Source organism: Pseudarthrobacter sp. fls2-241-R2A-127, from assembly GCF_030209355.1.
Taxonomy (GTDB): Bacteria; Actinomycetota; Actinomycetes; order Actinomycetales; family Micrococcaceae; genus Arthrobacter.
Window position 1 is genome coordinate 279,335 of sequence record NZ_JARVSF010000002.1, and the last position, 24,254, is coordinate 303,588.

Annotated in this window: 21 protein-coding genes; 13 read left to right on the forward strand and 8 right to left on the reverse strand. The window is 66.4% G+C overall.

Going from position 1 to position 24,254, the window contains the following annotated elements:
- Window positions 1-12 precede the first annotated feature (12 nt).
- The 7 genes from QRN53_RS01380 to QRN53_RS01410 all read right to left on the reverse strand — a co-directional run bounded on the left by QRN53_RS01380 (window position 13) and on the right by QRN53_RS01410 (window position 8,015).
- Window positions 13-1,530, reverse strand: coding sequence for an amino acid permease (locus QRN53_RS01380; RefSeq protein WP_285242228.1), 1,518 nt, complete (start codon window positions 1,528-1,530; stop codon window positions 13-15).
- A 45-nt stretch (window positions 1,531-1,575) separates the two neighbouring features.
- Window positions 1,576-2,508: a glutaminase gene (locus tag QRN53_RS01385; protein ID WP_285242229.1), complete on the reverse strand. Its 933-nt coding sequence runs from the start codon at window positions 2,506-2,508 to the stop codon at window positions 1,576-1,578.
- Window positions 2,505-4,100: a PucR family transcriptional regulator gene (locus QRN53_RS01390; RefSeq protein ID WP_285242230.1), complete on the reverse strand. Its 1,596-nt coding sequence runs from the start codon at window positions 4,098-4,100 to the stop codon at window positions 2,505-2,507. Before QRN53_RS01390 ends, QRN53_RS01385 begins: the two co-directional genes overlap by 4 nt.
- 275 nt (window positions 4,101-4,375) lie before the next feature.
- Window positions 4,376-5,128, reverse strand: coding sequence for a maleylpyruvate isomerase family mycothiol-dependent enzyme (locus QRN53_RS01395; protein WP_285242231.1), 753 nt, complete (start codon window positions 5,126-5,128; stop codon window positions 4,376-4,378).
- On the reverse strand, window positions 5,128-5,970 hold the full coding sequence (locus tag QRN53_RS01400) for a fumarylacetoacetate hydrolase family protein (RefSeq protein ID WP_285242232.1): 843 nt from the start codon (window positions 5,968-5,970) through the stop codon (window positions 5,128-5,130). The genes QRN53_RS01395 and QRN53_RS01400 overlap by 1 nt, the downstream gene beginning before the upstream one ends.
- Window positions 5,970-7,100 (reverse strand): cupin domain-containing protein, encoded by a 1,131-nt coding sequence (locus tag QRN53_RS01405; protein ID WP_285242233.1) that lies wholly within the window; start codon window positions 7,098-7,100, stop codon window positions 5,970-5,972. The genes QRN53_RS01400 and QRN53_RS01405 overlap by 1 nt, the downstream gene beginning before the upstream one ends.
- A gap of 108 nt (window positions 7,101-7,208) precedes the next feature.
- The gene (locus tag QRN53_RS01410) at window positions 7,209-8,015 is read right to left on the reverse strand and encodes an IclR family transcriptional regulator (RefSeq protein ID WP_285242234.1); all 807 of its coding nucleotides are present in this window, start codon (window positions 8,013-8,015) and stop codon (window positions 7,209-7,211) included.
- A gap of 48 nt (window positions 8,016-8,063) precedes the next feature.
- On the opposite strand from QRN53_RS01410, the gene QRN53_RS01415 reads away from it, so the two are divergent.
- The 4 genes from QRN53_RS01415 to QRN53_RS01430 all read left to right on the forward strand — a co-directional run bounded on the left by QRN53_RS01415 (window position 8,064) and on the right by QRN53_RS01430 (window position 12,406).
- On the forward strand, window positions 8,064-9,359 hold the full coding sequence (locus QRN53_RS01415) for an MFS transporter (protein WP_285242235.1): 1,296 nt from the start codon (window positions 8,064-8,066) through the stop codon (window positions 9,357-9,359).
- A complete protein-coding gene (locus QRN53_RS01420; protein ID WP_285242236.1) occupies window positions 9,352-10,599 on the forward strand; it encodes an FAD-dependent oxidoreductase in 1,248 nt (415 codons plus the stop codon). The genes QRN53_RS01415 and QRN53_RS01420 overlap by 8 nt, the downstream gene beginning before the upstream one ends.
- Window positions 10,600-10,704: 105 nt before the next feature.
- A complete protein-coding gene (locus tag QRN53_RS01425; protein ID WP_285242237.1) occupies window positions 10,705-11,742 on the forward strand; it encodes an LLM class flavin-dependent oxidoreductase in 1,038 nt (345 codons plus the stop codon).
- Between the two features lie 37 nt (window positions 11,743-11,779).
- Complete coding sequence (locus QRN53_RS01430) at window positions 11,780-12,406, forward strand: alpha/beta hydrolase (RefSeq protein WP_285242238.1); 627 nt, start codon at window positions 11,780-11,782, stop codon at window positions 12,404-12,406.
- A gap of 87 nt (window positions 12,407-12,493) precedes the next feature.
- Here the strand turns inward: QRN53_RS01430 and QRN53_RS01435 are convergent, their stop codons facing one another.
- A complete protein-coding gene (locus tag QRN53_RS01435) occupies window positions 12,494-13,546 on the reverse strand; it encodes a LacI family DNA-binding transcriptional regulator (RefSeq protein ID WP_285242239.1) in 1,053 nt (350 codons plus the stop codon).
- Between the two features lie 217 nt (window positions 13,547-13,763).
- Here QRN53_RS01435 and QRN53_RS01440 point away from each other — a divergent pair, with 217 nt between their 5' ends.
- From QRN53_RS01440 to manD, 9 genes are all read left to right on the forward strand, one after another.
- On the forward strand, window positions 13,764-15,122 hold the full coding sequence (locus QRN53_RS01440) for an ABC transporter substrate-binding protein (RefSeq protein ID WP_285242240.1): 1,359 nt from the start codon (window positions 13,764-13,766) through the stop codon (window positions 15,120-15,122).
- A gap of 6 nt (window positions 15,123-15,128) precedes the next feature.
- Window positions 15,129-16,139 (forward strand): carbohydrate ABC transporter permease, encoded by a 1,011-nt coding sequence (locus QRN53_RS01445; protein WP_285242241.1) that lies wholly within the window; start codon window positions 15,129-15,131, stop codon window positions 16,137-16,139.
- Window positions 16,136-17,059, forward strand: coding sequence for a carbohydrate ABC transporter permease (locus QRN53_RS01450; RefSeq protein ID WP_285242242.1), 924 nt, complete (start codon window positions 16,136-16,138; stop codon window positions 17,057-17,059). The genes QRN53_RS01445 and QRN53_RS01450 overlap by 4 nt, the downstream gene beginning before the upstream one ends.
- Before the next feature lie 2 nt (window positions 17,060-17,061).
- Entirely contained in the window at window positions 17,062-17,910 is an 849-nt protein-coding gene (locus QRN53_RS01455; protein WP_285242243.1) for a sugar phosphate isomerase/epimerase family protein, read from the forward strand.
- Window positions 17,907-19,070, forward strand: coding sequence for a Gfo/Idh/MocA family protein (locus QRN53_RS01460; protein WP_285242244.1), 1,164 nt, complete (start codon window positions 17,907-17,909; stop codon window positions 19,068-19,070). Before QRN53_RS01455 ends, QRN53_RS01460 begins: the two co-directional genes overlap by 4 nt.
- A gap of 4 nt (window positions 19,071-19,074) precedes the next feature.
- Complete coding sequence (locus tag QRN53_RS01465) at window positions 19,075-19,980, forward strand: sugar phosphate isomerase/epimerase family protein (protein ID WP_285242245.1); 906 nt, start codon at window positions 19,075-19,077, stop codon at window positions 19,978-19,980.
- Window positions 19,981-19,983: 3 nt separating this feature from the next.
- Complete coding sequence (gene uxaC / locus QRN53_RS01470; RefSeq protein WP_285242246.1) at window positions 19,984-21,387, forward strand: glucuronate isomerase; 1,404 nt, start codon at window positions 19,984-19,986, stop codon at window positions 21,385-21,387.
- On the forward strand, window positions 21,384-22,814 hold the full coding sequence (locus QRN53_RS01475) for a mannitol dehydrogenase family protein (RefSeq protein WP_285242247.1): 1,431 nt from the start codon (window positions 21,384-21,386) through the stop codon (window positions 22,812-22,814). The genes uxaC and QRN53_RS01475 overlap by 4 nt, the downstream gene beginning before the upstream one ends.
- Window positions 22,815-23,021: 207 nt before the next feature.
- Window positions 23,022-24,251, forward strand: coding sequence for a D-mannonate dehydratase ManD (gene manD, locus QRN53_RS01480; protein WP_285242248.1), 1,230 nt, complete (start codon window positions 23,022-23,024; stop codon window positions 24,249-24,251).
- Window positions 24,252-24,254: the final 3 nt, after the last annotated feature.

Below are 24,254 nucleotides of genomic sequence, written 5' to 3' on the forward strand. Positions count from 1 at the left end.
AAGGGGCGCCGGTTACGTGATGGGTGTCCTGTTGGCGATCACGGGGGAGGTGCCGGTGTAGCCGTCGCGGGTTTCGGCGATTTGGCGGATGCGGTGGCGGCAGGCGTACCAGCCGATGACCATGAGGATGGAGGCGATGGCGGTGACGAGCATGGTCAGGGGTGAGTCGATGAAGACCATGATGAGGACGCCGATGAGGAAGAGGAGGGAGAGGTATCCGGTGTAGGGGGCGCCGAACATGCGGAAGGAGGGGCGTTCGACCCAGCCTTTGTCGGCCCAGCGTTTGAGTTGGATCTGGCAGAGCACGATGGTGGCCCAGGTCATGATGATGCCGACGGAGGCGATGTTCAGGACGATTTCGAAGGCGTCGGCGGGGACGAGGTAGTTCAGGGGGACGCCGAGGAGGGAGACGGTGGCGGTGATGGCGATGCCGCCGTAGGGGACGCCTGCTTTGTTCATGCGGGAGGCGAATTTGGGGGCGGAGCCGTTGACGGACATGGAGCGCAGGATCCGGCCGGTGGAGTAGAGCCCGGCGTTCAGGGAGGACAGGGCGGCGGTGAGGACGACGAGGTTCATGATGACGTCCACGCCCTGGACACCGATGGAGCCGAAGAACGTCACGAAGGGGCTGACGCCTTTTTGGTAGGAGGTGAAGGGCAGCAGCAGGGCCAGGAGGATCACGGAGCCGACGTAGAACACCGCGATGCGGAAGACCACGGAGTTGATGGCCTTGGGCATGATTTTTTCGGGGTTTTCGGTTTCGCCGGCGGCGGTCCCGACCAGTTCGATCGAGGCGTAAGCGAAGAGGACGCCTTGCATGAGGATGATCATGGGCAGCAGGCCGTTGGGGAAGATCCCGCCGTTATCGGAGAGCAGGCTGATGCCGACCGGCTGGCCGGAGACGGGGGTGCCGAAGATGACGAAGTAGGTGCCGATGATCAGGAACGCGACCAGGGCTGCGACCTTGATCAGGGCGAACCAGAATTCCATTTCGCCGAAGACCTTCACGGAGACCAGGTTCAGGGCCAGGACCACGACGAGGGCGGTCAGTGCCCAGGCCCACTGCGGGACGTCGGCCATCCAGGGGATGTAGTTGCCGAAGAAGTGCATGTAGAGGGCCGCGGCGGTGATGTCCACGATGGTGGTGGTGGCCCAGTTGATCCAGTAGAACCAGCCGGACACGAACGCGGCTTTCTCACCGAAGAACTCACGGGCGTAGGAGACGAACGAGCCCGAGGAAGGCCGGTGCAGGACCAGTTCGCCCAGGGCGCGCAGGATCAGGAACGCGAAGAACCCGCATACCGCGTACGCGATGACCAGGGACGGGCCCGCGGCGTTCAAGCGGCCGCCGGCACCGAGGAACAAGCCGGTACCGATCGCACCACCAATGGCGATCATCTGGATCTGCCGCGGCTTGAGGTTCTTGTGGTAACCCTTGTCCTCCGCGTGCAGGGAGGACTCAGACGCATGCGCGTGACCACCATCAATCACGTGGTCGAACTCAACCTCTTCATTGGGGTTGTTGGGCATGGGTATTCCTTTCGATCTGGAGAAGATCTTGTCGGATGGGGAAACTTAGAAGACCGACCAGCCGGTGCGGTCGGAGAGATCGGCAAGGGCCGCGGTGCCGGCCAGGGAGTTGCCCTTGGCGTCCAGGCGGGGGCTCCAGACACAGATGGAGCACTGGCCGGGGACGATGACCAGGATGCCGCCACCTACGCCGCTCTTGCCGGGCAGGCCCACCCGGTAGGCGAATTCGCCCGCGGCGTCATACATGCCGCAGGTCAGCATGATCGAGCCGATCCGCTTTGCCTCGCTGGGGGACAGCACGGTGCCGGAGGTTCCCTGGCCGTTGTTGGCGAGGAACAAGCCGGCTTTGGCCAGCTGGACGCAGGTCATCATGATGGAGCACTGGCGGACGTAGTTTTCCACCACGACGGCGGCCGGCCGGGTGAGGTTGCCAAAATCCTTCAGGAAGTGCGCCAGGGCCAGGTTGCGGCTGCTGCTGTCCAGCTCACCGGCGGCGGCCGCTTCATCTATGAACGGGCCCGGGCTGCCCGTTTGTTCGGTGAGGAACCGCAGGAGCTGCGTGGCGGCGTCGGGCGACTCTTCCAGCAGGTGGTCGGTGACCACCAAGGCGCCTGCGTTGATGAAGGGATTACGGGGAATACCCTTTTCGGCCTCCAGCTGGACCAGCGAGTTGAAGGACGTTCCGGACGGTTCGCGCAGCACCCGGGACCAGAGGCCGGCGGACCTGCCGCCCTGCAGGGCCATGGCCAGGGTGAACACCTTGGAAATGCTTTGGATGGAGAAGGGAACGCCGGCGTCGCCGGAGCTGAAGACTTCCCCGGAGGTGGTGGCCACGGCGATGCCGAAGCGGTCGAAAGGGACTGTGGCCAGGAACGGAATGTTCGTGGGGACACTGCCGGCGTTCTGCCGGGGCCGGTGGCGCCGGACGATTTCCTCCAGGAGGAGGCCAAGTGGCGGTGCGCTGAGTGTGGTGCTCATTTCCTGCCTGAATTGTCGTTGGAGGAGGCCCACTCCTGGATGTGGAGCAGGGCCACCAGTGAATCGCGGGGATTGCCGAAGTCCAGGCCGGTAACCCTGGCCGCCTTGGCAACGCGGTAATAGACGGTGTTCTTGTGGAGGTTCATATGCTTGGCGCATTCGGACACGTCGAAGCACGCGTCGAAGTAGGCCCGCAGTGTTGCTGCGAGTTCGGCGTCATCCTGGAGCAGCGCGGCCAGGCTGCGGTGCCGGAAGGGTGAGCCGTGGAAGTTCCGTACTGCCTCGCGGTAGAGGATTTCCGCCTCGAAATCGTCCACGCCGGCTACCGTGCCCGGCGTGGCGTCCCGCACGCACGCCAGCAGGGCCTCGGTGATGCCGGTGACCCTGTGGAGGGACAGCAGGTCCGGCGCCAGTGGACCGACGGCGGCGAACGGAGTGATGCCCAGGTGTTTCCGGGCGTCCTTGACCACTGCTTCCGCGAGGGACCTCAGCCCCGCCTCCGCCGTGCCGGACTGGAGGTCCGGCATGATGATGGCTGTGTCACCGTTGAACTGGCCCACGACGGCGGAGGCTTTGTATGCGGCGGCGTGGATGGATGCGAGGTTGGCCAGTTCGCCGTGCTTGAGCGCCGCGTCGTCAGCCCGGGAGTCGGCGTCGGACATGCCGATCAGCAGCAGTGCCGCCGGACGCTCCGAGGGGATCTTGCCGCTGTGGGCGCTGGCCGCGGCCTCGGCAGGACCTGACAGGATCCGTGCGACCCGGTCCTCCCGCATGTGGACGGACTGCTGGTTGCGGTAGCGGATGAGCTCTGCGGAAACCCTGGCTGCGGACCCGGTGAGGACATACTCCACGTCGGAGCCGAAGCCGTCGCCGGTCTCCTGCAGCCAGATGTAGCCCATGATGCGTTCGCCGGCGAAGAGGGCGATGGCCACCCGTTCACGGAGCCCGTCCTGGGGCCTCGCGGGGACGCGGACGGGCTGCCGGGTACGGTGCAGCTCGCGGTAGGCGCCCAGGTCCTTGAGCAGCAGCTCGTACTTCCGCGGCCCGCGGCGGGACAGGATGGACGCTTTGCGGAGCTCGTCGATGTCGTTGGTGACGGTGGAATACGCCAGGACCTTGTTGGCGGCGTCCTCGATGAGCACGTGGCTGGAGGTGAGCCTCGCCGTCGTCTGGGCGATGGCGAAGAGGTCCTCCTCGAGCAGAGTGAGGACTTCGCTCTGGTAGCTCCGGGGCTGGATCCGGTCCTGCGCGATGGACAGCAGTCGGTCCCAGTCGGCCGCCGGATCCACCAGCAGGAGGCCCGAGCCGGCGGCACGCAGGAGTTCCTCCGCCTCGGCCAGGTCCTCGCGGTTGCCCTTGAGGGCCACCACCGGCGGCGGGTCTTTCAAGAGGCGCCGAAGGGCGGGAAGGGCTGAGCGGCCACGGACGCCGATGAGCAGGACAAAGGCTCCCGCGGCTGCGGGCGCTTCGTCGTCGGCGTCGACAATCAGGAACCGCTCAATGGCCGCCGCCGAGGGGGCGGCCCGGAGGATGAGGCTGGCGAAGCCGAGGGGGAGATCCGAGAGGATGTCATCCACCGTAACCGCGGCCATGGGTTGTCCTTTTGCGTTGATACCGCCGGACGGCTCTGTCCGGTCCACTCATGCTATCGAGCGCAGGGCAGCCGAAATATGGATCCCCTCCCAAGTGCGGAGTGTATTTTTTGGTCCGCAGCCTGAGGTGCGCCGGGAGGCGGGGAACGAGGCACCTTCCCGGGGAAAGCGTCTCAAACCGAAGGCGCCTTAACACCGATGGCGGGCCAGCCCATGCTGGCCCGCCGTCGGTGCGGTGCGGTGCGGTGCCGGTGCGCCGGCGACCGAAGCTGCAGCTAGATCCAGGCGGGTGCGGCCGGTGTGGGGGTGGTGGATTCGTCGTCGTGGGTTGCTGTGGTGCCGTCCGTGCCGCGGCCGGTGGCCCACTGCGCAATGGCGGCCAGGGAGCCGGACACCACGGTGGGGGAGTCAGCGGTGGTGTCACCGAACGAGAGCCCGGTGCCATCCACCTTGATGAGGAGCCCCTTGTCCGTGCCGCGGGCGTGCCAAGCGCCGGTGATGTCCGTGAGGAGCCGGGCCAGGACGGGTGCGGGGATGTCTTTGAATGTTGCCCCGTTGTGCAGGTCCACGGCGTGCACCCAGACTTCCCGGGTGCGCATCCAGACGGTTTCTTCTGCCGGAACCACACGGCCTTGGACGGTTTTGACCTTGTGGTGCCAGTTGTCGGCGGGAAGGTCGCGCCATTCGACGTTCAGGTGCACGGCGGAGTGGTCGAAGAGGTTCCGCAGCGCGATGGGGGAGAGGGTGGCGCCGAAGTCGATCTCGTGGTTGCGGACCTCCACCGAGGGGTACATGGGTGTCTCCACCCCGGTGGCTGCCCACTCCACGAGGCGGGCCACCGCCCGGGCGTTGTAGCCCACGTGGGCTACAACGTGCCGGCGCGACCAGCCCGGCAGCAGCGAGTCTCCGTCCAGGTCCGCGTCGGAAAGCTCGTTGAGCTTGCGGGCGAAGAACGCGGTGCCGCGCCTGGCCTGCAGGAGCCCGTCGAGCAGGACGGGATCGGTGGTCTGGTCGTGCCGGGCGGCCATCAGGCTTCCTTGACCACGCGGTTGGTCAGCTGGCCCAGGCCCTCGATGGTGGTGACCAGGACTTGGCCTTCCTGGAGGTAGCGCTTGGGGTCCTGGGCGTGGCCCACGCCGCCGGGGGTGCCGGTGGCGATGACGTCGCCGGGGTTCAGCGTGATGATTGTGGAGATGTAGGAGACCAGGTATTCCGGGGTGAACACCAGGTCCGAGGTGGGGGTGGACTGCTGGATGTCGCCGTCCACCGCGGAGGTCATCAGCGGGCCCGGGGTGAAGTCGTCCTTGGTGACCAGGGCCGGGCCGAACGGGGTGGACTTTTCCCAGGTCTTGCCCTGCAGCCACTGGATGGTGCGGAACTGGTAGTCACGCATGCTGATGTCGTTCAGGACGGCGTACCCGGCGATGTGCTCGGCGGCTTCGGACTCGGGGATGCGGCGGCCTGCCTTGCCGATGACGACGGCGAGCTCGGCTTCCCAGTCCACGGTGTCCGATTCCTGCGGCAGGGCCAGGTCGTCGTTGGGGCCGATCAGGGATTCGGCGTACTTGGCGAACAGGGTGGGGTGCGCGGGGACTTCGCGGCCCATCTCCTTGATGTGGTTGCGGTAGTTGTGGCCCACGCAGATGATCTTGCCCGGGGCGGGCACGACGGCGGCAAGGTCGGCGCTGCCGAGGGCGTGGGTTGCGCCGTTGGCCGCCTTCGCGATGGTTTCCCAGGTGGTGTTCTGCAGGAGGGCCCCGACGTCGGAGAAGCCCGGGATTTCGGTGAGGGTGTCGCCGTCCTGGCGGACCGCCGTCGTGCTTGTGCCGTTGCCTGTACCGGCGGGGAGGCGGAGGGTGAGGAGTTTCATTACTTGGTGCGTCCTTCGATGTAGGTGCGGTTGAAGTTCAGGCGCTCAAAGATGGGCGCGTCGCTGAACCGGAACAGATCAAACTCAGTCTCGGCCTGCAGGGACCACGCGGCCCAGGACGGAACCACGAACAGGTCGCCCTTGGCCAGGACCCTGGCCTCGCCGTTGAGGGTCACGGTGCCGGTGCCGTCGAAGACCTGCCAGACACTGGAGCCCACTTCGCGGACGGTTTCGGTCCAGGCGCCGGCGCGGAGCCGGTGGAATTCGGCGCGGATGGTGGGCATGACGTCGCCGCCGGTGGTGGGGTTGGTGTAGCGGACCGCGGCGTGGCCCTGGGACACGGTGGCGGGGTGGCCCTCGTCTTCCAGGAGCAGCTGTTCGCGGAGCGCGGCGTCGGTGTACTTCCACCGGTACGCGGCGATGGGGGAGTTGGTGGTCTGGTCCAGGCCGGAGAGCGGGCGCAGGCCGGGGTGGGCCCAGAGCCGCTCGGAGCGGGAGATGTCCGGGGTGGCCTCGTCCGTGACACGCTCGGTGCCGAATTCGAAGAAGCCCGCGTCGGCGTAGTGGACGAATGGGATGTCCAGGCCGTCGATCCAGGCCATCGGCTCATCGGTGTCGTTGTGGTGGCCGTGGAAGTTCCAGCCCGGGGTGAGCAGGAAGTCGCCGCGGGACATCCTTACCGGATCGCCGTTCACCACGGTCCACACGCCCTCGCCCTCCACCACGAAACGGAAGGCGTTCTGCGAGTGGCGGTGCTCGGGGGCGGTTTCGCGGCCGCCCAGGTACTGGATCGCTGCCCAGAGGGTTGGGGTGGCGTACGGGGTGCCGGCCAGGCCGGGATTGGCCAACGCGATCGCGCGGCGTTCCCCGCCACGGCCCACCGGCACCAGGTCCCCGGCACGGGCAGCCAGCGGGTACAGGTCATCCCACCGCCACACATGCGGCACCGCCTTGGGAGAGGGGACCATCGGCATCAGGTCCGCGATCTCCGTCCACAACGGAATCAGGTTTTCCTTATCGAAATCCTTGTAGAGCTGCTCCAGCTGGGCAGCCTCCTCCGGAGTGGGCTCGGGAACATGGTGTTCCTGGGCCACGGATTCGTGTGTTTGGTTTTCAGCGCTGATGGACACTGGCCTTCTCCTTGCGTGCGGACTGAGTGCGACGTGGATTCGACCATAAGGAAAACGGGCTGTGATCCCCAGCATATTCTGTAGAGCAGAAAGAGCTGCCCGCACTGTTCAGCCTTTTGCGCCGCGATCCACCGGATGGGCCGCGATGTCCAGCTCCAGCTGGCGCCGGGTTTCCAGCATGACGCCCACCAGGCCGGCGTCGAACAGGGGCCGGAACCTGGCCACGGGGGTGGCCACGCTCAGGGCGCCCACCACCATTCCCTTGCCGTTGTGCAGCGCCATTCCGAAGGCGCTGATGCCTTCCTCGGTGCCCTCGAAGTTGGCGGCAAAGCCGTTGGCCCGCACGGACTCCAGCTCGCGCAGGAAAGCCGGGTACTCGGCGTCGGAAATGTAGTCACCGGCGAGCTCCGCGTTGGGGGTGCGGAAGAGCTGTTCCAGCATGGCCGGTTCCAGTTCGGCCAGGATGGCCTTTCCGCCCGATGCCCTGTGGGCCGGCAGCACGGTGCCCTGCCGGTCGCCGACGCGCAGGATGTTGGTGCTTTCCACCGTGTCCAGGAAGCGGACCTTGGTGCCCACCCGGATCATGAGGTTGACGGTCTCGTTGGTGCGCGCACAGAGGAGCTCCATGTGCGGCCGTGCGATGTCCCGCAGCTGCCGCGTCCAGCTGAAGCCGGCCGGCCCCGCTCCCATGGCCGGTCCGGGAACGTACCGCCGGGTTTCGTCCTGGACCGCGAACCCCCGGTACACCAGCATGGCCAGGAGCCGGTGGGCGGTGGACGGGGCCACCCCCAGTTCCGCCGCGGCATCCTTGAGCCGCAGGCTGCCCACATCCCGCAGGAGCTGGAGGAGCTGCAGGGCGTTGTCCACCGCTTCGATGGAGTAGGTAGGTTTCCGACGGGCCGGAAGATTCTGCATGACAGAATCTTATGGGCGGTCTGCCCGGCCTGCCAGCACAGTGGTGGGATGAATCACACAACTTCCGCTGCAGCGCCGCAGCGCATGGCCGCCCCCGCTCCGGGCGCAGGCCGTTCCGGGTTTCCCCGGCGTTCCGTGCTCGCCGTCCTGGTGTGCTGGCTGCTGGTCGTTTTCGACGGTTATGACTTGATCGTTTACGGCACGGTCCAGGGCTCGCTCATCAGTGACACCGGCTGGGGCCTCACCAAGGCCACGGCCGGAACCATCGGCTCAATGGCTTTCGTCGGCATGATGATCGGCGCGGTCTTCGCAGGCCGCATGTCCGATACTTGGGGCCGGCGCCGCACCATTATCGGCTGCGCCGTAGTGTTCTCCGTCTTCACCATCCTTTGCGCCTTCGCTCCCAGCGCACCCGTGTTCGGCGGCCTTCGCCTGCTGGCAGGCATTGGCCTGGGCGGCCTGGTGCCGTCGGCGAATGCCCTGGTGGCTGAACTGGTTCCGGAAAAGTGGCGGTCCACCATCGCCACCCTGATGATGTCCGGCGTCCCCATCGGCGGTTCCATCGCCGCCCTCGCCGGCATCCCGCTGATCCCGGCCTTCGGCTGGCCCGTCATGTTCCTGGTGGCCGTCGTCGCCCTGTTGGTTGTCATCCCGCTGGGCATCCGCTACCTGCCGGAGACGCTGGCGCCGGGCCACAAGGGCGCAGCCCAGGGCCAAGCCGCCAAGGAAGCCGTCGGGTTCGGGTCCCTCCTCCGGGCCCCCTACCTGGGGATCAGTGTGCTGTTCGCCATCGGCACCCTGGTGACCCTCTTCGCCTGGTACGGGCTGGGGACCTGGCTGCCCAACCTCATGCAGCTGGCGGGCTACAACCTTGGATCCGCGCTGACGTTCGCGCTGGCGCTCAACCTCGGGGCGGTAGCCGGTTCGGTCCTCACGGCATGGGCCGGCACCAGGTTCGGTCCCATCCCCACGGCCATCGCGGCAGCGGCCGTGGCCGCCGTCGGACTGCTGGTCCTGGTGACCGGGCCGCCCGTCGCCGTCGTCTACCTCATGCTGGTGCTCGCCGGCGTGGGAACGCATGGCACCCAGTGCCTGATCATCGCCGCAGTGGCCAGCCACTACCCGGCACACCTTCGCGGCACCGCCTTGGGCTGGGCGCTGGGCGTGGGCCGGATCGGCGCTGTCGCCGCTCCGCAGGCCGGCGGGCTCCTGCTCGCCGCGGGCCTGGGCGTCAATTCGAACTTCCTGGCCTTCGCCGGAGCAGCGGCCGCAGCGGCCGTCCTGATCGCCGCCGTCGGCGCCAAAATCAAGAAATCAACAGCAGTAGGAGTTTCCAATGTCTAACGTCAAAGAGTCCACCGATGTCCTCGTGGTGGGTGGCGGCATGGCCGGGCTGGCCGGGGCGCTGGCCCTGCGCGAAAATGGCGCGGACGTCACGCTCGTGGAGGTTGCACCGGCCTTCGGCGAAGTGGGAGCAGGGCTGCAGATGGCACCCAACGCCTCCCGGGTCCTCAAACGCTGGGGCCTGCTGGAAAAGGCCCTGGAAATCGGCGTCCAGCCCAAGCACCTGGTGTTCCGCGACGCGGTCACGGGGGAGGAACTGACCCGGCAGACCCTGGGCGGCGAGTTCGAGGAGCGCTACGGCGCCCCCTACGTGGTGATCCACCGCAGCGATCTGCACCGGATCCTGCTGGAGGCCTGCCAGGCAGCCGGCGTGACCCTGGTGAACGATGTCCTGGTGCAGAAGGTGGAAACCGACGGTGACCGGGCGCGGGCCTACACCGCCAAGGGCGAGGTGTTCGAAGCCGACGCCATCCTGGCCGCGGACGGGCTCAAGTCCACCCTGCGCGGCACGGTTGCCAATGACGGTCCCGTGAACTCGGCCTATGTGGCCTACCGGGGCACCGTGCCGATCACGGAGGAGACCCCCGCCGCGGACCTGGAGGACGTCATCGTCTACCTCGGCCCCAACTGCCACCTGGTCCAGTACCCGCTCCGGAAGGGCCAACTGCTCAACACTGTGGCGGTGTTCAAGTCCCCCTCGTTCGAACGCGGCGAAGAGCAGTACGGCGGCGTGGATGAACTCCAGGCCGCGTACAAGGACTGTGTTCCGGCCGTGCAGGAAGCCCTGAAGAACCTGGCCACGGGCATCCGCTGGCCCATGTACGACCGCGATCCGATCGAGAACTGGGTTTCCGGCCGCATGGCACTGCTTGGCGATGCCGCGCACCCCATGCTGCAGTACTTGGCCCAGGGCGCCTGCCAGGCACTCGAGGATGCGGCCGTGCTGCAGGATGCCACCCGGGACCGCGTCTTCACGGCCGAAGGCATCGACGCCGGCGCCTGGGAGGCGGCCTTCCGCGAGTTCAACGAAACCCGCGCAGCCCGCACCGCCCGCGTCCAGCGCACCGCCCGGATCTGGGGCGAGTCCTGGCACGTGGACGGCGTGGCGCGCGTCCTGCGGAACATGCTGTTCAAGAGCCGCGGCGACAACAACTTCCAGTACAACGACTGGCTGTACGGCCGTAACGCGCCCGGTGCTCCCGCCGAGGTTCCGGCCGGCGCCGTACTGGCCGAGGCCTAGGCACCGCAAAGCCAAGGCGGGCGTACGACGGCGGGTGGCTCCCGGCGTCGTACGCCCGCTTTTTGCGCGGGGAATAAAACAAGAAACTTGAAGGTTCAATAAAATATGGACTTTGGAATCTTTACCTTCGGCGAGCTGTCCCGCGACGAAGCGGGCCACGCTCTCTCGCCCCGGCAGCGGCTGGCCGAGATCATCGAACTGACCAAGCTGGCCGACCAGGCGGGAATCAGCTTCCTGGGACTCGGGGAGCACCACCGGCGCGACTTTGCCCTCTCCGCCCCTGAGATGGTGCTGGCCGCGGTTGCCCGCGAGGCCACCCACCTCCGGTTGAGTACTGCCGTCACGGTGCTGTCCACCCAGGACCCGGTGCGTCTTTTCGAGCAGTTCGCCACCCTGGACCTGGTCTCGGGCGGCCGCGCCGAGATCATCGCTGGCCGGGGCGCCTTCATCGAGTCCTACCCGCTCTTTGGCTATGACACCGCAGACTACGACGCCCTCTTCGACGAAAAGCTGCGGATGCTGCTGGAGCTGCGGGACAACGCCAGCCTGGACTGGCAGGGGACTTTGACCCAAACCATCGCGGGCATGGACATTGCGCCGCGGCCGCTGCAGGAGAAGCTGCCCATCTGGGTGGGCGTGGGCGGTACGCCGGCCAGCTTTGCCCGTGCGGGGCGCCTGGGCCTGCCGTTGTTTGTTGCGCTGCTGTCCGGACCCGAGCGGTTCCGGCGCCTGGTGGAGCTGTACCGGCACACCGCCGCCGAGGCCGGGCATGACCCCGTGGCACTGCCGGTGGGTGCCGGCGGCCACTTCTATGTGGCGCCCACGTCCCAGCAGGCCCGCGATACCTTTTATCCCTATTACCGGGCCTACTTCGAGCAGAACATGCCCCGCCCCGTGGGCCATTTCCCGCGCTCCACCTTCGATGACTGGGCCGAGCCAGGCGGCGGCCTCCTGGTGGGAAGCCCGCAGCAGGTGGTGGAGAAACTTCTGGCCATCCACGAGGCGCTGGGGACCAGCCGGTACATGGCGCAGATCGGGCTCGGCGGGCTGCCGTTCGCCGAGACGGCCCGGTCCATCGAGCTCCTGGCCACTGAGATCATGCCTGCTGTGAACCGGGAAATCGGGGCCCCGGCCCCTGCCTGACGAACGCCATTTCCACCACGAACACCGAGGACACGATATGCACGCACCGTTCGCTGAACCCACCGTCGCCTGGCAAGGCACCGACGAACCCGACCAGCCGCTTGTCGTGCTGCTGCACGGGCGCGGATCCAATGAATCAGGAATCATCGGACTGGCCAACCACCTTCCTGCCGGCCCCTCCTACGCTGCGGTCCGCGCGCCGATCCCGGCAGGCGGCGGGTACGCCTGGTTCGCAAACCGTGGGATCGGGCGGCCCGTCGCCGAATCTTTGGAGCAAACCATGGCATGGTTCCGGGGCTGGCTTGACCCGCTTGCCCCGGCAGGGCGACCGGTGAGCCTGGTCGGCTTCAGTGGCGGGGCGGCGTTCGCCGGAGGTTTGCTGCTGGCTGATCCTGCACGTTTTGCCGGCACGGCCATCCTCTACGGAACCCTGCCGTTCGAGGCAGGCGTACCAACCACCGCCGGCCGCCTTGCCGGCGCGCCGGTGTTCCTGGCCCACGGTGAAAGCGACACGGTCATCCCGGCTGACCTGCTGGGCCGCACCTGGGACTACCTCCTGGGGGACTCCGGGGCTGACACCCACGCCCGCAGGGACCCCGGCGGGCACGCGCTCACCGCGGAAACTGCCGCCGCGCTGGGTGATTGGATTTCCGCACGGGCCTAGGTCCCCTCAGCCCTCGTCGCAGAGCAGGTGGTACCAGCTGTCCGCGAGGGCAGTCCCTGCTGCTCCTGCCGTTCACGGTGGGCTGACTCAGGCGGGTGCCGGGCCCGTCGATTCGCGGACCGTCAGGTGGGTGGGCATGACGGCGAGTTTCCGGGTGGTGCTTCCCGGCAGCGGATTGAGCTGGGCCAGGAGCATGGACACTGCCACCCTGCCCGCCTGCTCGATGGGGCTGGAGATGGTTGTCAGTGGCGGGTTGCAGAAGTCAGCGCCGAAGATATCGTCCGAGCCGATGATGCTCATGTCTGCAGGCACCCGGATCCCGCGTGCCTGCAGACGCTGGAGCATGCCGATGGCGAGCAGGTCATTAAACACGATGCAGGCGGTGGCCCCGGTGCGAACGGCAGCATCCGCCGCGGCCGCCCCGGACGTCGTCTTCGGCGCGTAGGGCCCAATCCGGTGGACTTCCATCCCACGCTTCGTGGCGTCCTCTTCGAAAACCTTCCAGCGCATCTGGTTTGACCAGGACGTGGGAGGTCCCGCGACATAGCAAACCTTGTGATGGCCGAGTGATGCCAGGTGCTCCAGCGCCTGGATAATGGCAGACGGCGTATCGATCATCACGGTCGGCGCGCTGGTGGACGCGCGGTTGAACGTGACCAGGGGCTGTGTCTGCGAGACCTCGGTCAGCTGGGCATCGGTGAGCCGGGACGCGGCCAGGATGAAGCCATCAGCGGACTTGCGCATCTTGTGCAGCGCATCCAGCTCCATCTCGCTGGATTCCTCGGTATCCACCAGGAGTTGCGTGACGCCGGCGGCCTTGAGCTGGTGCTGGGTGCCGCGGATGATGTCGAAGTAGAACGGGTTGGTGATGTCGGGCACCAGCACGGCCACGGCGTTCGTCCGCCCGGAGCTGAGGCCGCGCGCCTGCGAGCTGGGAATGTAGTTCAATTCCGCCGCGGCTTCTTCAATCCGGACCCGTGTCCGCGGATTCACGCGGTCCGGGCGGGAGAGGGCCCTGGACACAGTGGATGTGGCCACGCCGGCAAGCTCGGCAACATCACGGATGGTGGGCGGGCGGTCCCGCCGGCTGTTCGCGTCTCCGGCGCCTTGTGGAACGGTTTCCACCGATGGATTAGCCATAGTTGCCCGACCTTTCATCGCTGGCTTGGGGAGTCTGCCGGCTGTATTCCGCCGGCGTTTCCCCGAGTTGGGTGATCCAATAAGACCACTTGTGGCAATTTTTGGCAACCGCTTGCCGCAAGCTTTCCAGTTTCCTAGACTGGCTCTCGAGTCGCCTGCAGTGATTTCCGCCACAAGACGGATGTGGCCATGCGGGTGTCCTAGAGGAGAAAAAACAATGAGGTTTAAATCGACTACTGGGCTTGCGGCGATTGTCACGGCTGCAGCGCTCGCCTTGACCGGGTGTGGATCGAGCTCCGGCAACGGCGGCGGCTCAACCAGCTCGGACGGCAAAGTGGACGGCACGGGCAAGACGCTGAGCGTCCTCGTGAACGTCTCCAGCCAGTACCCGGAGCAGCAGAAGCAGTGGCAGTCCGATATTGCCGCAAAGTTCAAGGCCGAGACCGGCGCCGACGTGAAGTTCGAGACCTTCGCCTCGGCGAACGATGAACTCACGCGGATCCAAACGTCCGTGGTCTCAGGGCAGGGCCCCGACGTCTACAGCCTCGGAACCACGTTCACCCCGACGGCCTTTGCCACCAAGGCCTTCGTGACCCTCTCGGACGACGACTGGAACAAGGTGGGGGGCAAAGACCGCTTCAACCCGGCAACCCTGGGCATCTCCGGACCGGACAAGGACCACCTGGCCGGCATCCCGTTTGTCAGCCGGCCCTTCGTCATGGCGTACAACAAGGACCTCCTGGCCGCCGCGGGCATCGACAAGCCTGCCACCAGCTGGGATGACCTGGCCGCCCAGGCGAAGAAGATGACCAAGGACGGCACCTACGGCATCGCCACGGGATACAAGGACAGCTTCGATCCCTGGAAGTTCATTTGGGCCATGTCCGTCCAGGCCGGCAACCCGCTGGTGGACGGCAACAAGCTGAAGATGGATGACCCCACGGTCAAGAAGGCCTATGAAACGTACTTCGGCTGGCTCACCAACGACAAAGTGGTTGACCCCGCATCCATAGGCTGGAGCAACAGCAACGCCGTGGCCGCCTTCGCCAGCGGCAAGGCAGGCTACCTGATGATGACCACGTCCAGCTCCATTCCCACCCTGGACAAGTCCGCAGTCGCCGGCAAGTACGAGTACGCCCTGATGCCCACGATCGCTCCGGGCCAGACCCAGTCCAAGTCCGACGGCGACGCCGCCAGCATCCTCTCCGGCGACAACCTGGTGGTGGCCGACTACTCCAAGCAGAAGGACCTGGCCTTCGCCTACATCAAGCTGATCACCTCCAAGGACGAACAGCTCAACTACCAGAAGACCTTCGGCGACCTGCCGGCAAACGCAGAAGCCCTCGCCACCCTGACCGACGCCAAGCTCAAGCCGGTGGCCGATGCCGCCGCCAAGTCCAAAGCCACGCCGTTCACTGGCGCCTGGGGCGACATCCAGCTGGGCCTGCTCAACGTCACCGTCCAGTCGATCCCGGACCTGGCCGCCGGCAAGGTGGACGAATCCGCTCTCGATACCCGGATCAAAGACGCCCAAAACAAGGGCCAGGCTTCCCTGGACCGGGCCTCCAAAGGATAAGTTCTGATGTCAACCGACGCCTCTCATGAAGTACGGCCTGCGGTGGATTCCACCGCAGGCCGGGCGCCCCGGACCGCCAACGAGGCCGGGCAGCAGCCCGGTCCCAAGGACGGACTCCGGCGCAAAGGCCTGAGCGAGCGGAACCGCCCGCTCTGGATGCTGATCCCCGGCGGGGTCCTGATGATCATCATCATCGTGGTGCCGCTGCTGCTGGGCATTTACATGTCCATCCTCAACCTGGACCAGTACACGCTGCGGAAATGGGTCAGTGCACCAATCATCGGAGCCGAAAACTTCGTTGAAGCCGTCACGAACTCTCCGCTCCTGCACGCGGTGTGGCTCAGCGTCAGCTACTCGCTGCTTGCCATGGTGGTGACCCTGCCGCTTGGCATCGCTGCAGCAGTGGCAACCCAGAACGCCTTCAAGGGCCGCGCAGTGATCCGTTCCATCTTCCTCATCCCGTATGTCCTGCCGTCCTTCGTAGTGGCTACTGTCTGGCGGACCATGCTCCAGCCCGGCGGCATCGTGGACGAGGCACTCTCCACCGTGGGAATCCACGTAGGGCTTTGGCTCAACGGGCCGCAAACATTCTGGACGCTGGTCCTGGTCCAGATCTGGGCTTCCTGGCCGTTCATCTACTTGCTGGCGTTGTCCGGCCTGCAGTCTGTGGACCACGAGGTGCACGAGGCCTCCGCGCTGGACGGGGCGCTGTGGTGGAACAAGCTCCGGTACGTGATCTTCCCGTACTTGAAGGGCCCGCTGGCCCTCGCTTTCCTGATCGGGATGCTGCACCACATCAACAACTTCACCCTGCCGTTCGTGCTGTTCGGCGTCCCGGCGCCGACGGACGTTGAAGTCCTCCCCATCCTGACCTACGTCACCAGCTTCCAGAGCTTCCGCTTTGGCCTGAGTGCTGCGATGGCTTTCATCTCCCTGGTGCTCATCGCCATCCCGCTGTTCGTTTACCTCCGCGCCGTGAAGCTTGACGACGCCGACACCCCAGGAGCGAAGAAATGAGCGCCACCATCGCCGGTCGGCGGAGTGCCCCGGCCGCGGACGTCGAGCGTCCCGGCTCCCACCGCCAGCACGAGGTCCTGCGGCTGCTGCCCGGCCCCCTGCTGGTCATCATCCTTGTCTTCCTGGGTGCCTTGGTACTGATTCCGGTGCTCTACATTTTCCTGGCATCGGTGAACTCGGACATCGGGGTTGCCAACGGTGAGTTCTGGCCGTCGTCGGTGACGTTCGATAACTACTCGAAGATCTGGACCAGCGTTGGCCTGGCCACCGGCCTGACCAACAGTGTCCTGGTGGCCGGATCGACTGCCGTGGTCTCTGCGGCCTTGTCCGTTTCCACCGCGTTCGTCCTGGTCCGTTACAGCTTCCGGGGAAGGCTCAGCATCCTGCGCGGCCTCCTTGCGCTGCAGTCGGTCCCCGGAACGCTGATGGTCCTGCCCGTATTCGTCCTGTTTTCCTCGGCTGCCACCTACCTCGGCATCCAGGTCATTGGAACGCAGTGGGGCCTCTTTGTCACGTACCTGACCTTCGCCATGCCGTTCTCCACCTGGGTGATGGTTACCTACCTCCGCGGGCTCCCCAAGGAACTGGAGGAAGCGGCCAAGATCGACGGCGCGTCCAACCTCGGCGTCCTTTTCCGCATCGTGCTGCCCCTGAGCTGGCCCGGCATCGTGGTTTCCGGCATCTTCGCCTTCCTGCTCGGCTGGAACGACGTCCTGTTCGCCTCGGTGATGACGCGCCCGGAAAGCCAGACCGCCGCCGTCGCCCTGCAAATCTTTGGTGCTTCGCAGGAAGGCGGCGCCATCCCCTACTACGGCCAAATGATGGCCGCAGCCCTGGTGTGCGCAGCACCGGTGGTCATTCTCTACCTGATTTTCCAGCGTTACCTAGTAGGCGGGCTGACCGCCGGAGGAGTTAAATAACCATGGTTTCGACCACCCAGGTCACGTGGCAGCTGTCAGGCTTCGGCGACGAAATTGACGACGACCCCGCAATCCAGATCGCTGTGCTGCAGGCCCTCGGCGCCAACCACATCGAGGTCCGCAGCGCATGGGGAACCAACATTGTTGACCTCAGCGACGAACAGCTCCAGGCACTTGCCGCCCTGCTGGCCGGGAAAGACATGAAGGTCTCGGCCATTGCCTCGCCCATCGGGAAGGTGGACGTCAGCCTTCCGGTGGAGCACGAGGTGGAGCGGTTGCGCCGTGCGGTCAAGGCTGCCAAGGTCCTGGACGCGAAGTACATCCGCATCTTCTCGTTCTACTACGGCGAGTCAGTCCAGGTGGAAAGCATCCGGGATGAGGTCATCGAGCGCATGCGGGCCCTGGCCGGCGTGGCCGAGGAAGCAGGCGTGATCCTCCTGCACGAAAACGAGAAGGACATCTTTGGGGACGTCCCGGACCGTGTCCTGGACATCATCGAGACCGTCGGATCACCTGCCCTGAAAGTTGCCTGGGACGCTGCGAACTTCGTCCAGGTGGGGGTCAAACCCTTCGACGAGGGATACGCCAAGCTGCGCCCGCACCTTGAATACCTCCAGGTCAAGGATGCCCTCTTCGAAAACGGCCACGTGGTACCCGCCGGCGAAGGCGACGGGGACGTCCTGAAGACCGTGGAGGCCCTCAAAGCCGACGGGTACGTAGGCTTCGCATCCCTTGAGCCGCACCTCGCCGGCGCCCATGGCCTGGGCGGTTTCTCCGGCCCCACGGCCTTCGGAATCGCAGCACGTGCCTTCGCCAAAGTCACCGCAGAAGCAGGAGTCCAGACCGCATGAGTACCTTGAACGCAGCCATCACCGGGTGCGGCGTTATTGGCCGCACGCACGCCGTAGCCCTCCGCGAATTCCCTGAAGTCCGCATCGTGGCCCTCATCGACGCCATCCCGGCGGCCGCCGAAGCACTAGCCGACTTCATCGAGCAGCAAGGCGGTGAGCGCCCGGCGCTCTACACCACCCAGGCGGAGGCCTTCGCCGCCGAAGACATCCACCTCGTGGCCCTGGCGACACCCAGCGGCCTGCACATCCAGCAGAGCCTGGAGGTGCTCGCGGCAGGCAAGCACGTGGTCATTGAAAAGCCCCTCGACGTGGACCTCAGCAGGGCCCAGGAAATCGAGGCCGCTGCGAAGGAAGCGGCGGGTAAGGGCATCGTGGCCTCGGTCATCAGCCAGCACCGGTTCGACCAGTCCAGCGTTGCCGTCTCCCGCGCCATCGCCGCGGGCCGCTTCGGCAAGCTGACCTCCGCCATTGCTTCGGTGGCGTGGTGGCGCAGCCAGGGCTACTACGACTCCGGGGACTGGCGAGGTACGTGGGCGATGGACGGGGGCGGCGCCCTCATGAACCAGGGCGTGCACACCGTGGACCTGCTGCTGTGGTTCATGGGCCGGCCGGTGGAGATCTTCGCTCACACGGCCCGCCTCGCCCACGAACGCATCGAAGTGGAGGACACTGCGGTAGCCACCGTCACTTTCGAGAATGGCGGCCTGGCCGTCCTGCACGCCACCACGGCCGCCTACCCCGGGTTGACCGTGCGCGTGCAGCTGATGGGCTCGGAGGGCTCGGCCGTGGTGGACAACGACCGCCTGCAGTACTTCCACAGCAGGGACACCGGCGGCGCCTCGGCGGACATGGGGCTGCAAGGTGGCGGCAACCAGACTGAGGAGGAACTGGCCAAATACCCCGAGGAAGACTACAAAGCAGCCGATCCCACGGTGTACCCGGCCGGCCACGTCCGGCAGTACCGCGACATCCTTGCCGCCATCGCCGGTGGGAAGCAGCCCGGAGTCACCGTCAGCGACGCCGTCAATGCCCTGGCCGCGGTGCGCTCGGTCTACGTTTCGGCCACCCTCGGGCAGCCCGTCCTCTTCGAGGATGTCCTGGCGGGCAAGTACAACGACCTCGAAGTCCACACCGGCAGCACACCGGCAGAAAGCGCCTGAAACCATGAAGTTCTCAGTATTTACGGCATCAACCCCCGAGTGGACCCCCGAGGAGGCCGTCCAGCACCTGGCAAGCCAGGGCTGGGACGGCGTCGAATGGCGGATCACGGACCAGGGTGACGCCCCCGAACCCGGCTTCTGGGCCGGGAACAAGGCAACCGTTCCGCTGGCCGGAATGGAAGGGCACCTGGACAGGATCGCCGCCCTCACCACCGGCGCCGGCCTGGAGTTCTCCGGCATCGGCGGATACGCGCGGTGCGACAACCATGAGGACGTGGACCGCATGCTCGCCGCCACCGCCAAGCTCGGCGCCGGCCAGGTGCGGGTGACCACGCTGCCACTGGGAACCGCAGCCTGGGGCAACGAACCGGCCAGCGGCACCCCCTACCCCGAACTCTTCGCCGCGGCCCGCCGCGATTTCGAGTGGATTGCCGGGCGGGCCGCGCATCACGGGGTGAAAGCGCTCGTGGAGTTGCACCACCGCACCATCACCGCATCGGCCTCATCGGCGCTGCGGCTGTTGGACGGCCTGGACCCCCGGCATGTCGGCGTCATCCATGATCTGGGCAACCTGCTGATTGAAGGACAGGAGGACTATCTGCCTGCTTTCGAGCTCCTGGGTGACTACCTGGCCCACGTTCACGTCAAGAACGCTGTCTGGGTCAACAGCGGGGACACTGATGAGTCCGGCGCCGCGGTCTACAAGAACGAGTGGGCTCCGCTGCGTTCGGGCCAGGGCAGCGTCCTGCAGTACTTCAAGGCGCTCGCCGCCTTTGGATACGACGGCTGGGTGACAGTGGAGGACTTTTCCACGGAACTTCCGCTGGCCGAGCGCACCGCCGGGAACCTCGAATACCTCCGCGCCACCGCCGCCCTGGCCGGGCTCCCTGTTGCCGCAGGGAGGCGCTGAGCCATGGCACAGCCCTTAGCGGACCACCCGGACCGGCTCCTGCCGGCGGATCCCGGGGTCCGGGAGATTGCCCGCTCGCTCTTCGCGAAGGTGGAAGGCCTGCCGATCATTTCCCCGCACGGGCACGTCGATGCAGCGGTCATCGAACAGAACACACCGTTCCCGGACCCGGCCGCCCTCCTGGTCACCCCGGACCACTACGTCACCCGGCTGATCCACGCCGGCGGCGTGCCCATGGACCAGTTGGGACTGGGCCACCAGCCCGCTGACTCGCGGCAGGTATGGCGGCACTTCTGCGAAGCCTGGCCCGCGTTTGAGGGAACCGCCTCCGGATACTGGATCCGGCAGGAGTTCGCCCACGTGTTCGGTTTGGGGGAGGAACCATCCGCGGAGAATGCGGACCAGCTCTACGATGCCCTGCAGGCCAAGCTCTCCGAACCGGGTTTCCGGCCGCGGGAGCTGTTCAAGGAGTTCAACATCGAGGTGCTGGCCACCACGGATGACCCGCTGGACTCGTTGGACAGCCACGCCGCGCTGCATGCGGACCCTGCCTTCGCCGGCCGGGTGCTGCCCACTTTCCGGCCGGACCAGTACCTGAACATGGCCCATCCGGCGTGGCAGGACAACGTTGAGCGCCTGGTCAGCTCGGCGGGGGAGGGTGCCGCCGGCTATGCCGGGTACATCAAGGCGCTTGAGGCGCGCCGGCGCCACTTCGTGGAGCGCGGTGCTGTTTCCGCAGACCACGGCGTGTTCACGCCTGCCACCCTGAAACTGGACGACGGCGAGGCGGAGCGGCTCTTCGAACGCGGCAGGACAGGCCAGGCCAGCGCGCGGGACCGGGATGCCTTCGAAGCCCACATGCTGTACCAGATGGCCAGGATGTCGGTGGACGACGGGCTGGTCATGACCATCCACCCGGGTTCCTTCCGAAACCACCACGCCCCGACGTTCGAAGTCTTCGGCGCCGATACCGGGCACGACATCCCGGTGGCGGTGAACTACACGGAGGCCGTCCGTCCGCTGCTGCAGGACTTCGGCACGGCCAAGGACTTCCACCTGGTCCTGTTCACCCTGGACGAGACCGTCTTCTCCCGCGAGCTGGCACCGCTGGCCGGTTTCTACCCCTCGGTGTATCTCGGTGCGCCGTGGTGGTTCCTGGACGCCCCTGACGCCATGCTGCGCTTCCGGTCCGCGGTGACGGAGACCGCGGGCTTCTCGCGGTCTTCCGGGTTCATCGATGACACCCGCGCCTTCTGCTCCATTCCGGCCCGGCATGACACGGCCCGCCGGATCGAGGCATCCTTCCTGGCCCGCCTCGTGGCGGAGCACAGGGTCACCGAGGAACGGGCTCACGAACTCATCGTGGACATCGTGGATGCCTCGCCGCGGAGGGTGTTCAAGCTGTGAGTGCCCCTTTCGAGGCTGCGCCGTCCGCCACGCTTCCGGCGGCCGGCGTTCCGCGCCTGAACCGGCAGCTCCGTCCGGTCCCCAAGGCCCCGGTGCGCATCGTGCACCTGGGGCTTGGGGCCTTCCACCGCTCACACCAGGCCTGGTACACCCAGCAGGCCCCGGATGCGGCGGACTGGGGTATCGCAGCCTTCACCGGCCGTCGTCCGGATGCCGCCGTCGCGCTGGCAGAGCAGGACGGGCTCTACACCCTGGTGGAACGGGCGGACGAGGGGGACTCCTTCACCGTCCTCGGCAGCATCGTGGAGGCTGTGGATGGGGCGGACCTTGAAAGGCTCACCACCCTGGTGGCCGCGCCGGAGACTGCCCTGGTCACGCTGACCATCACCGAGGCCGCTTACGGGTTGGGTGCGGACGGCAAGCTTGACGTCAACGCGCCCGACGTCGCCGCGGACCTTGCCAGGCTGGGTTCAGGCGGCGGGCGGCCGGTTACGCCCTTGGGACGGCTGGTGCTGGCGCTCGCCGCCCGGCGGGACGCGGGCTCGGGGCCGATCGCCGTGGTCTCTTGCGACAACCTGTCCAATAACGGCACGGTGGCCCGGCAAGGGGTTGCAGGATTTGCGCAGGCGTGGGACCCCGGTTTCGCCGCCTGGATCGACGGCAATGTCAGTTTTGTCAGCACCTCGGTGGACCGCATCACGCCGCGGACCACTGAGCAGGACCTGGTTGCCGTCCGTGAGGCCTGCGGCTACCGGGACGACTCGCCTGTGGTGGCCGAGCCCTTCTCGAGTTGGGTGCTTAGCGGGGCCTTCCCTTCCGGGCGTCCACACTGGGAAGAGGCCGGTGCCTTGTTTGTCGAGGACATCGAACCCTATGAAAACCGGAAGTTGTGGCTGCTCAACGGAGCGCACTCGCTGATGGCTTACGCAGGCCAGTTGAGGGGCCACACAACGGTCGCGGAAGCCCTGGCGGACCCGGTGTGCCGGCAGGCTGTGGAGGCTTTCTGGGATGAGGCGGAAGCCAACCTCCCCGCCGCCGTGGACCTGCAGGTCCCTGCGTACCGGGAAGCCCTGCTGGCACGCTTTGGCAATGCCAGGATCGCCCACAACCTGGCCCAAATAGCCATGGACGGCAGCACCAAACTGCGCATGCGCGCCGTTCCGGTCCTGCAGGCCGAGCGGGCGGCCGGCAGGACGGGTGCGGGGGCGGCCCTGATGATCGCGGCCTGGATGGACTACAGTGCGGCCGCGCCGTCCTTCCAGGATCCGCTGGACGGGGACGTTGCCGCCGCCAACCGGCTGCAGGGGACTGAACGGACCAAGGCGTTGCTGGCCGTCATCGATCCGGTCCTGGCCGGGGACGACGGCGTGGTGGCGCTGCTGGAAGGCCTGTGTGGCACGGTTGCCGGCCGATCAGCGCCGCTGTGACCAGGCCAGTGCCATGAGCCAGCCGGCGAAAAGGCTGTCCCGCATAGAGGTGGGGGACAGCCTTATTCGTGGAATATCTCTGCAAATTTTGGCAACCGGTTGCCGCCAATTTGCCGTCTCGTTAGGATGGCAACCAGAACAAAGGCTCGTCCGGCTGACCACCCTTGCCTTCCCCCTCCGACCCGATCGTCTCCGAAAGGACCTGCCGTGAAAATCATCGCTGCGGAAGTCTTCGTTACCAGCCCCACCCGAAACTTCGTGACCCTCCGGATCACCACGGATGACGGCGTGACGGGCATTGGCGACGCCACCTTGAACGGCCGCGAACTCGCCGTCGCCGCCTACCTGAAGGAGCACGTGGCGCAGCTGCTCATCGGCAAGGACCCGCACCGGATCGAGGACACCTGGCAGTTCCTGTACCGGAGCGCGTACTGGCGCCGCGGCCCGGTCACCATGGCGGCCATCGCCGCCGTCGACATGGCGTTGTGGGATATCAAGGGCAAGGTCGCCGGACTTCCCGTCTACCAGCTGCTCGGCGGGGCCTCCCGGAACGGGCTGCGCGCTTATGGCCACGCGTCCGGCTCGGACATCGAGTCCTTGTTCGATTCGGTCCGGGAGCACCTGGAGCTCGGCTACAAGTCGATCCGGATCCAGACCGCCATCCCGGGGATCAAAGCCGTCTACGGTGTGGCTGCCCAGGCGCAGGCGTCGGGGGAGCGGTATGACTACGAGCCCGCCGGCCGAGGAGCGTTCCCGCAGGAAGAGGACTGGGACACCCGCGCTTACCTGCGGCACCTGCCCACCGTCTTCGAAGCTGTCCGGAATGAGTTCGGCCCGGAGATCCCGCTGCTGCATGACGGCCACCACCGGATGACGCCCATCCAGGCCGCGAAGCTGGGCAAGGCGCTGGAACCCTACGACCTGTTCTGGCTGGAGGACTGCACCCCGGCGGAGAACCAGGAGGGCCTGCGGCTGGTCCGCCAGCACACCACCACGCCGCTGGCGATCGGTGAAATCTTCAACACCGTGTATGACTTCCAGACGCTGATCAAGGAACAGCTGATCGACTACGTTCGGGCAGCGTCCACCCACTTTGGCGGCATTTCACCGCTGAAGAAGGTCATGGACTTCGCGGCGCAGTACCAGATCAAATCCGGCTTCCACGGACCCACGGATATTTCCCCGGTGGGTTTCGCGGCACAGCTCCACGTGGGCCTGGCCATCCACAACTACGGCATCCAGGAGTACATGCAGCACTCGGACAAGACCAACGAGGTCTTCGAACAGTCCATGACCTTCACGGACGGCTACCTGCACCCCGGCGACAAGCCAGGTATCGGCGTCGAATTCAACGAGGAAGCAGCCGCCGCCTACCCCTACCAGCAGGCCTACCTGCCTTACAACCGCCTGGTCGACGGCACCGTCCACGACTGGTAATGA

Excerpts from the sequence above, each read along its gene's own strand:
- QRN53_RS01400 (WP_285242232.1), bottom strand. The coding sequence starts at position 5,970 with ATGAAACTCCTCACCCTCCGCCTCCCCGCCGGTACAGGCAACGGCACA.
- QRN53_RS01395 (WP_285242231.1), bottom strand. The coding sequence starts at position 5,128 with ATGGCCGCCCGGCACGACCAGACCACCGATCCCGTCCTGCTCGACGGG.
- QRN53_RS01430 (WP_285242238.1), top strand. The coding sequence starts at position 11,780 with ATGCACGCACCGTTCGCTGAACCCACCGTCGCCTGGCAAGGCACCGAC.
- uxaC (WP_285242246.1), top strand. The coding sequence starts at position 19,984 with ATGGCACAGCCCTTAGCGGACCACCCGGACCGGCTCCTGCCGGCGGAT.
- QRN53_RS01390 (WP_285242230.1), bottom strand. The coding sequence starts at position 4,100 with ATGGCCGCGGTTACGGTGGATGACATCCTCTCGGATCTCCCCCTCGGC.
- QRN53_RS01440 (WP_285242240.1), top strand. The coding sequence starts at position 13,764 with ATGAGGTTTAAATCGACTACTGGGCTTGCGGCGATTGTCACGGCTGCA.
- QRN53_RS01455 (WP_285242243.1), top strand. The coding sequence starts at position 17,062 with ATGGTTTCGACCACCCAGGTCACGTGGCAGCTGTCAGGCTTCGGCGAC.
- QRN53_RS01450 (WP_285242242.1), top strand. The coding sequence starts at position 16,136 with ATGAGCGCCACCATCGCCGGTCGGCGGAGTGCCCCGGCCGCGGACGTC.
- QRN53_RS01410 (WP_285242234.1), bottom strand. The coding sequence starts at position 8,015 with ATGCAGAATCTTCCGGCCCGTCGGAAACCTACCTACTCCATCGAAGCG.
- QRN53_RS01465 (WP_285242245.1), top strand. The coding sequence starts at position 19,075 with ATGAAGTTCTCAGTATTTACGGCATCAACCCCCGAGTGGACCCCCGAG.
- QRN53_RS01380 (WP_285242228.1), bottom strand. The coding sequence starts at position 1,530 with ATGCCCAACAACCCCAATGAAGAGGTTGAGTTCGACCACGTGATTGAT.
- QRN53_RS01460 (WP_285242244.1), top strand. The coding sequence starts at position 17,907 with ATGAGTACCTTGAACGCAGCCATCACCGGGTGCGGCGTTATTGGCCGC.
- QRN53_RS01435 (WP_285242239.1), bottom strand. The coding sequence starts at position 13,546 with ATGGCTAATCCATCGGTGGAAACCGTTCCACAAGGCGCCGGAGACGCG.
- QRN53_RS01445 (WP_285242241.1), top strand. The coding sequence starts at position 15,129 with ATGTCAACCGACGCCTCTCATGAAGTACGGCCTGCGGTGGATTCCACC.
- QRN53_RS01425 (WP_285242237.1), top strand. The coding sequence starts at position 10,705 with ATGGACTTTGGAATCTTTACCTTCGGCGAGCTGTCCCGCGACGAAGCG.
- QRN53_RS01415 (WP_285242235.1), top strand. The coding sequence starts at position 8,064 with ATGAATCACACAACTTCCGCTGCAGCGCCGCAGCGCATGGCCGCCCCC.
- QRN53_RS01385 (WP_285242229.1), bottom strand. The coding sequence starts at position 2,508 with ATGAGCACCACACTCAGCGCACCGCCACTTGGCCTCCTCCTGGAGGAA.
- QRN53_RS01420 (WP_285242236.1), top strand. The coding sequence starts at position 9,352 with ATGTCTAACGTCAAAGAGTCCACCGATGTCCTCGTGGTGGGTGGCGGC.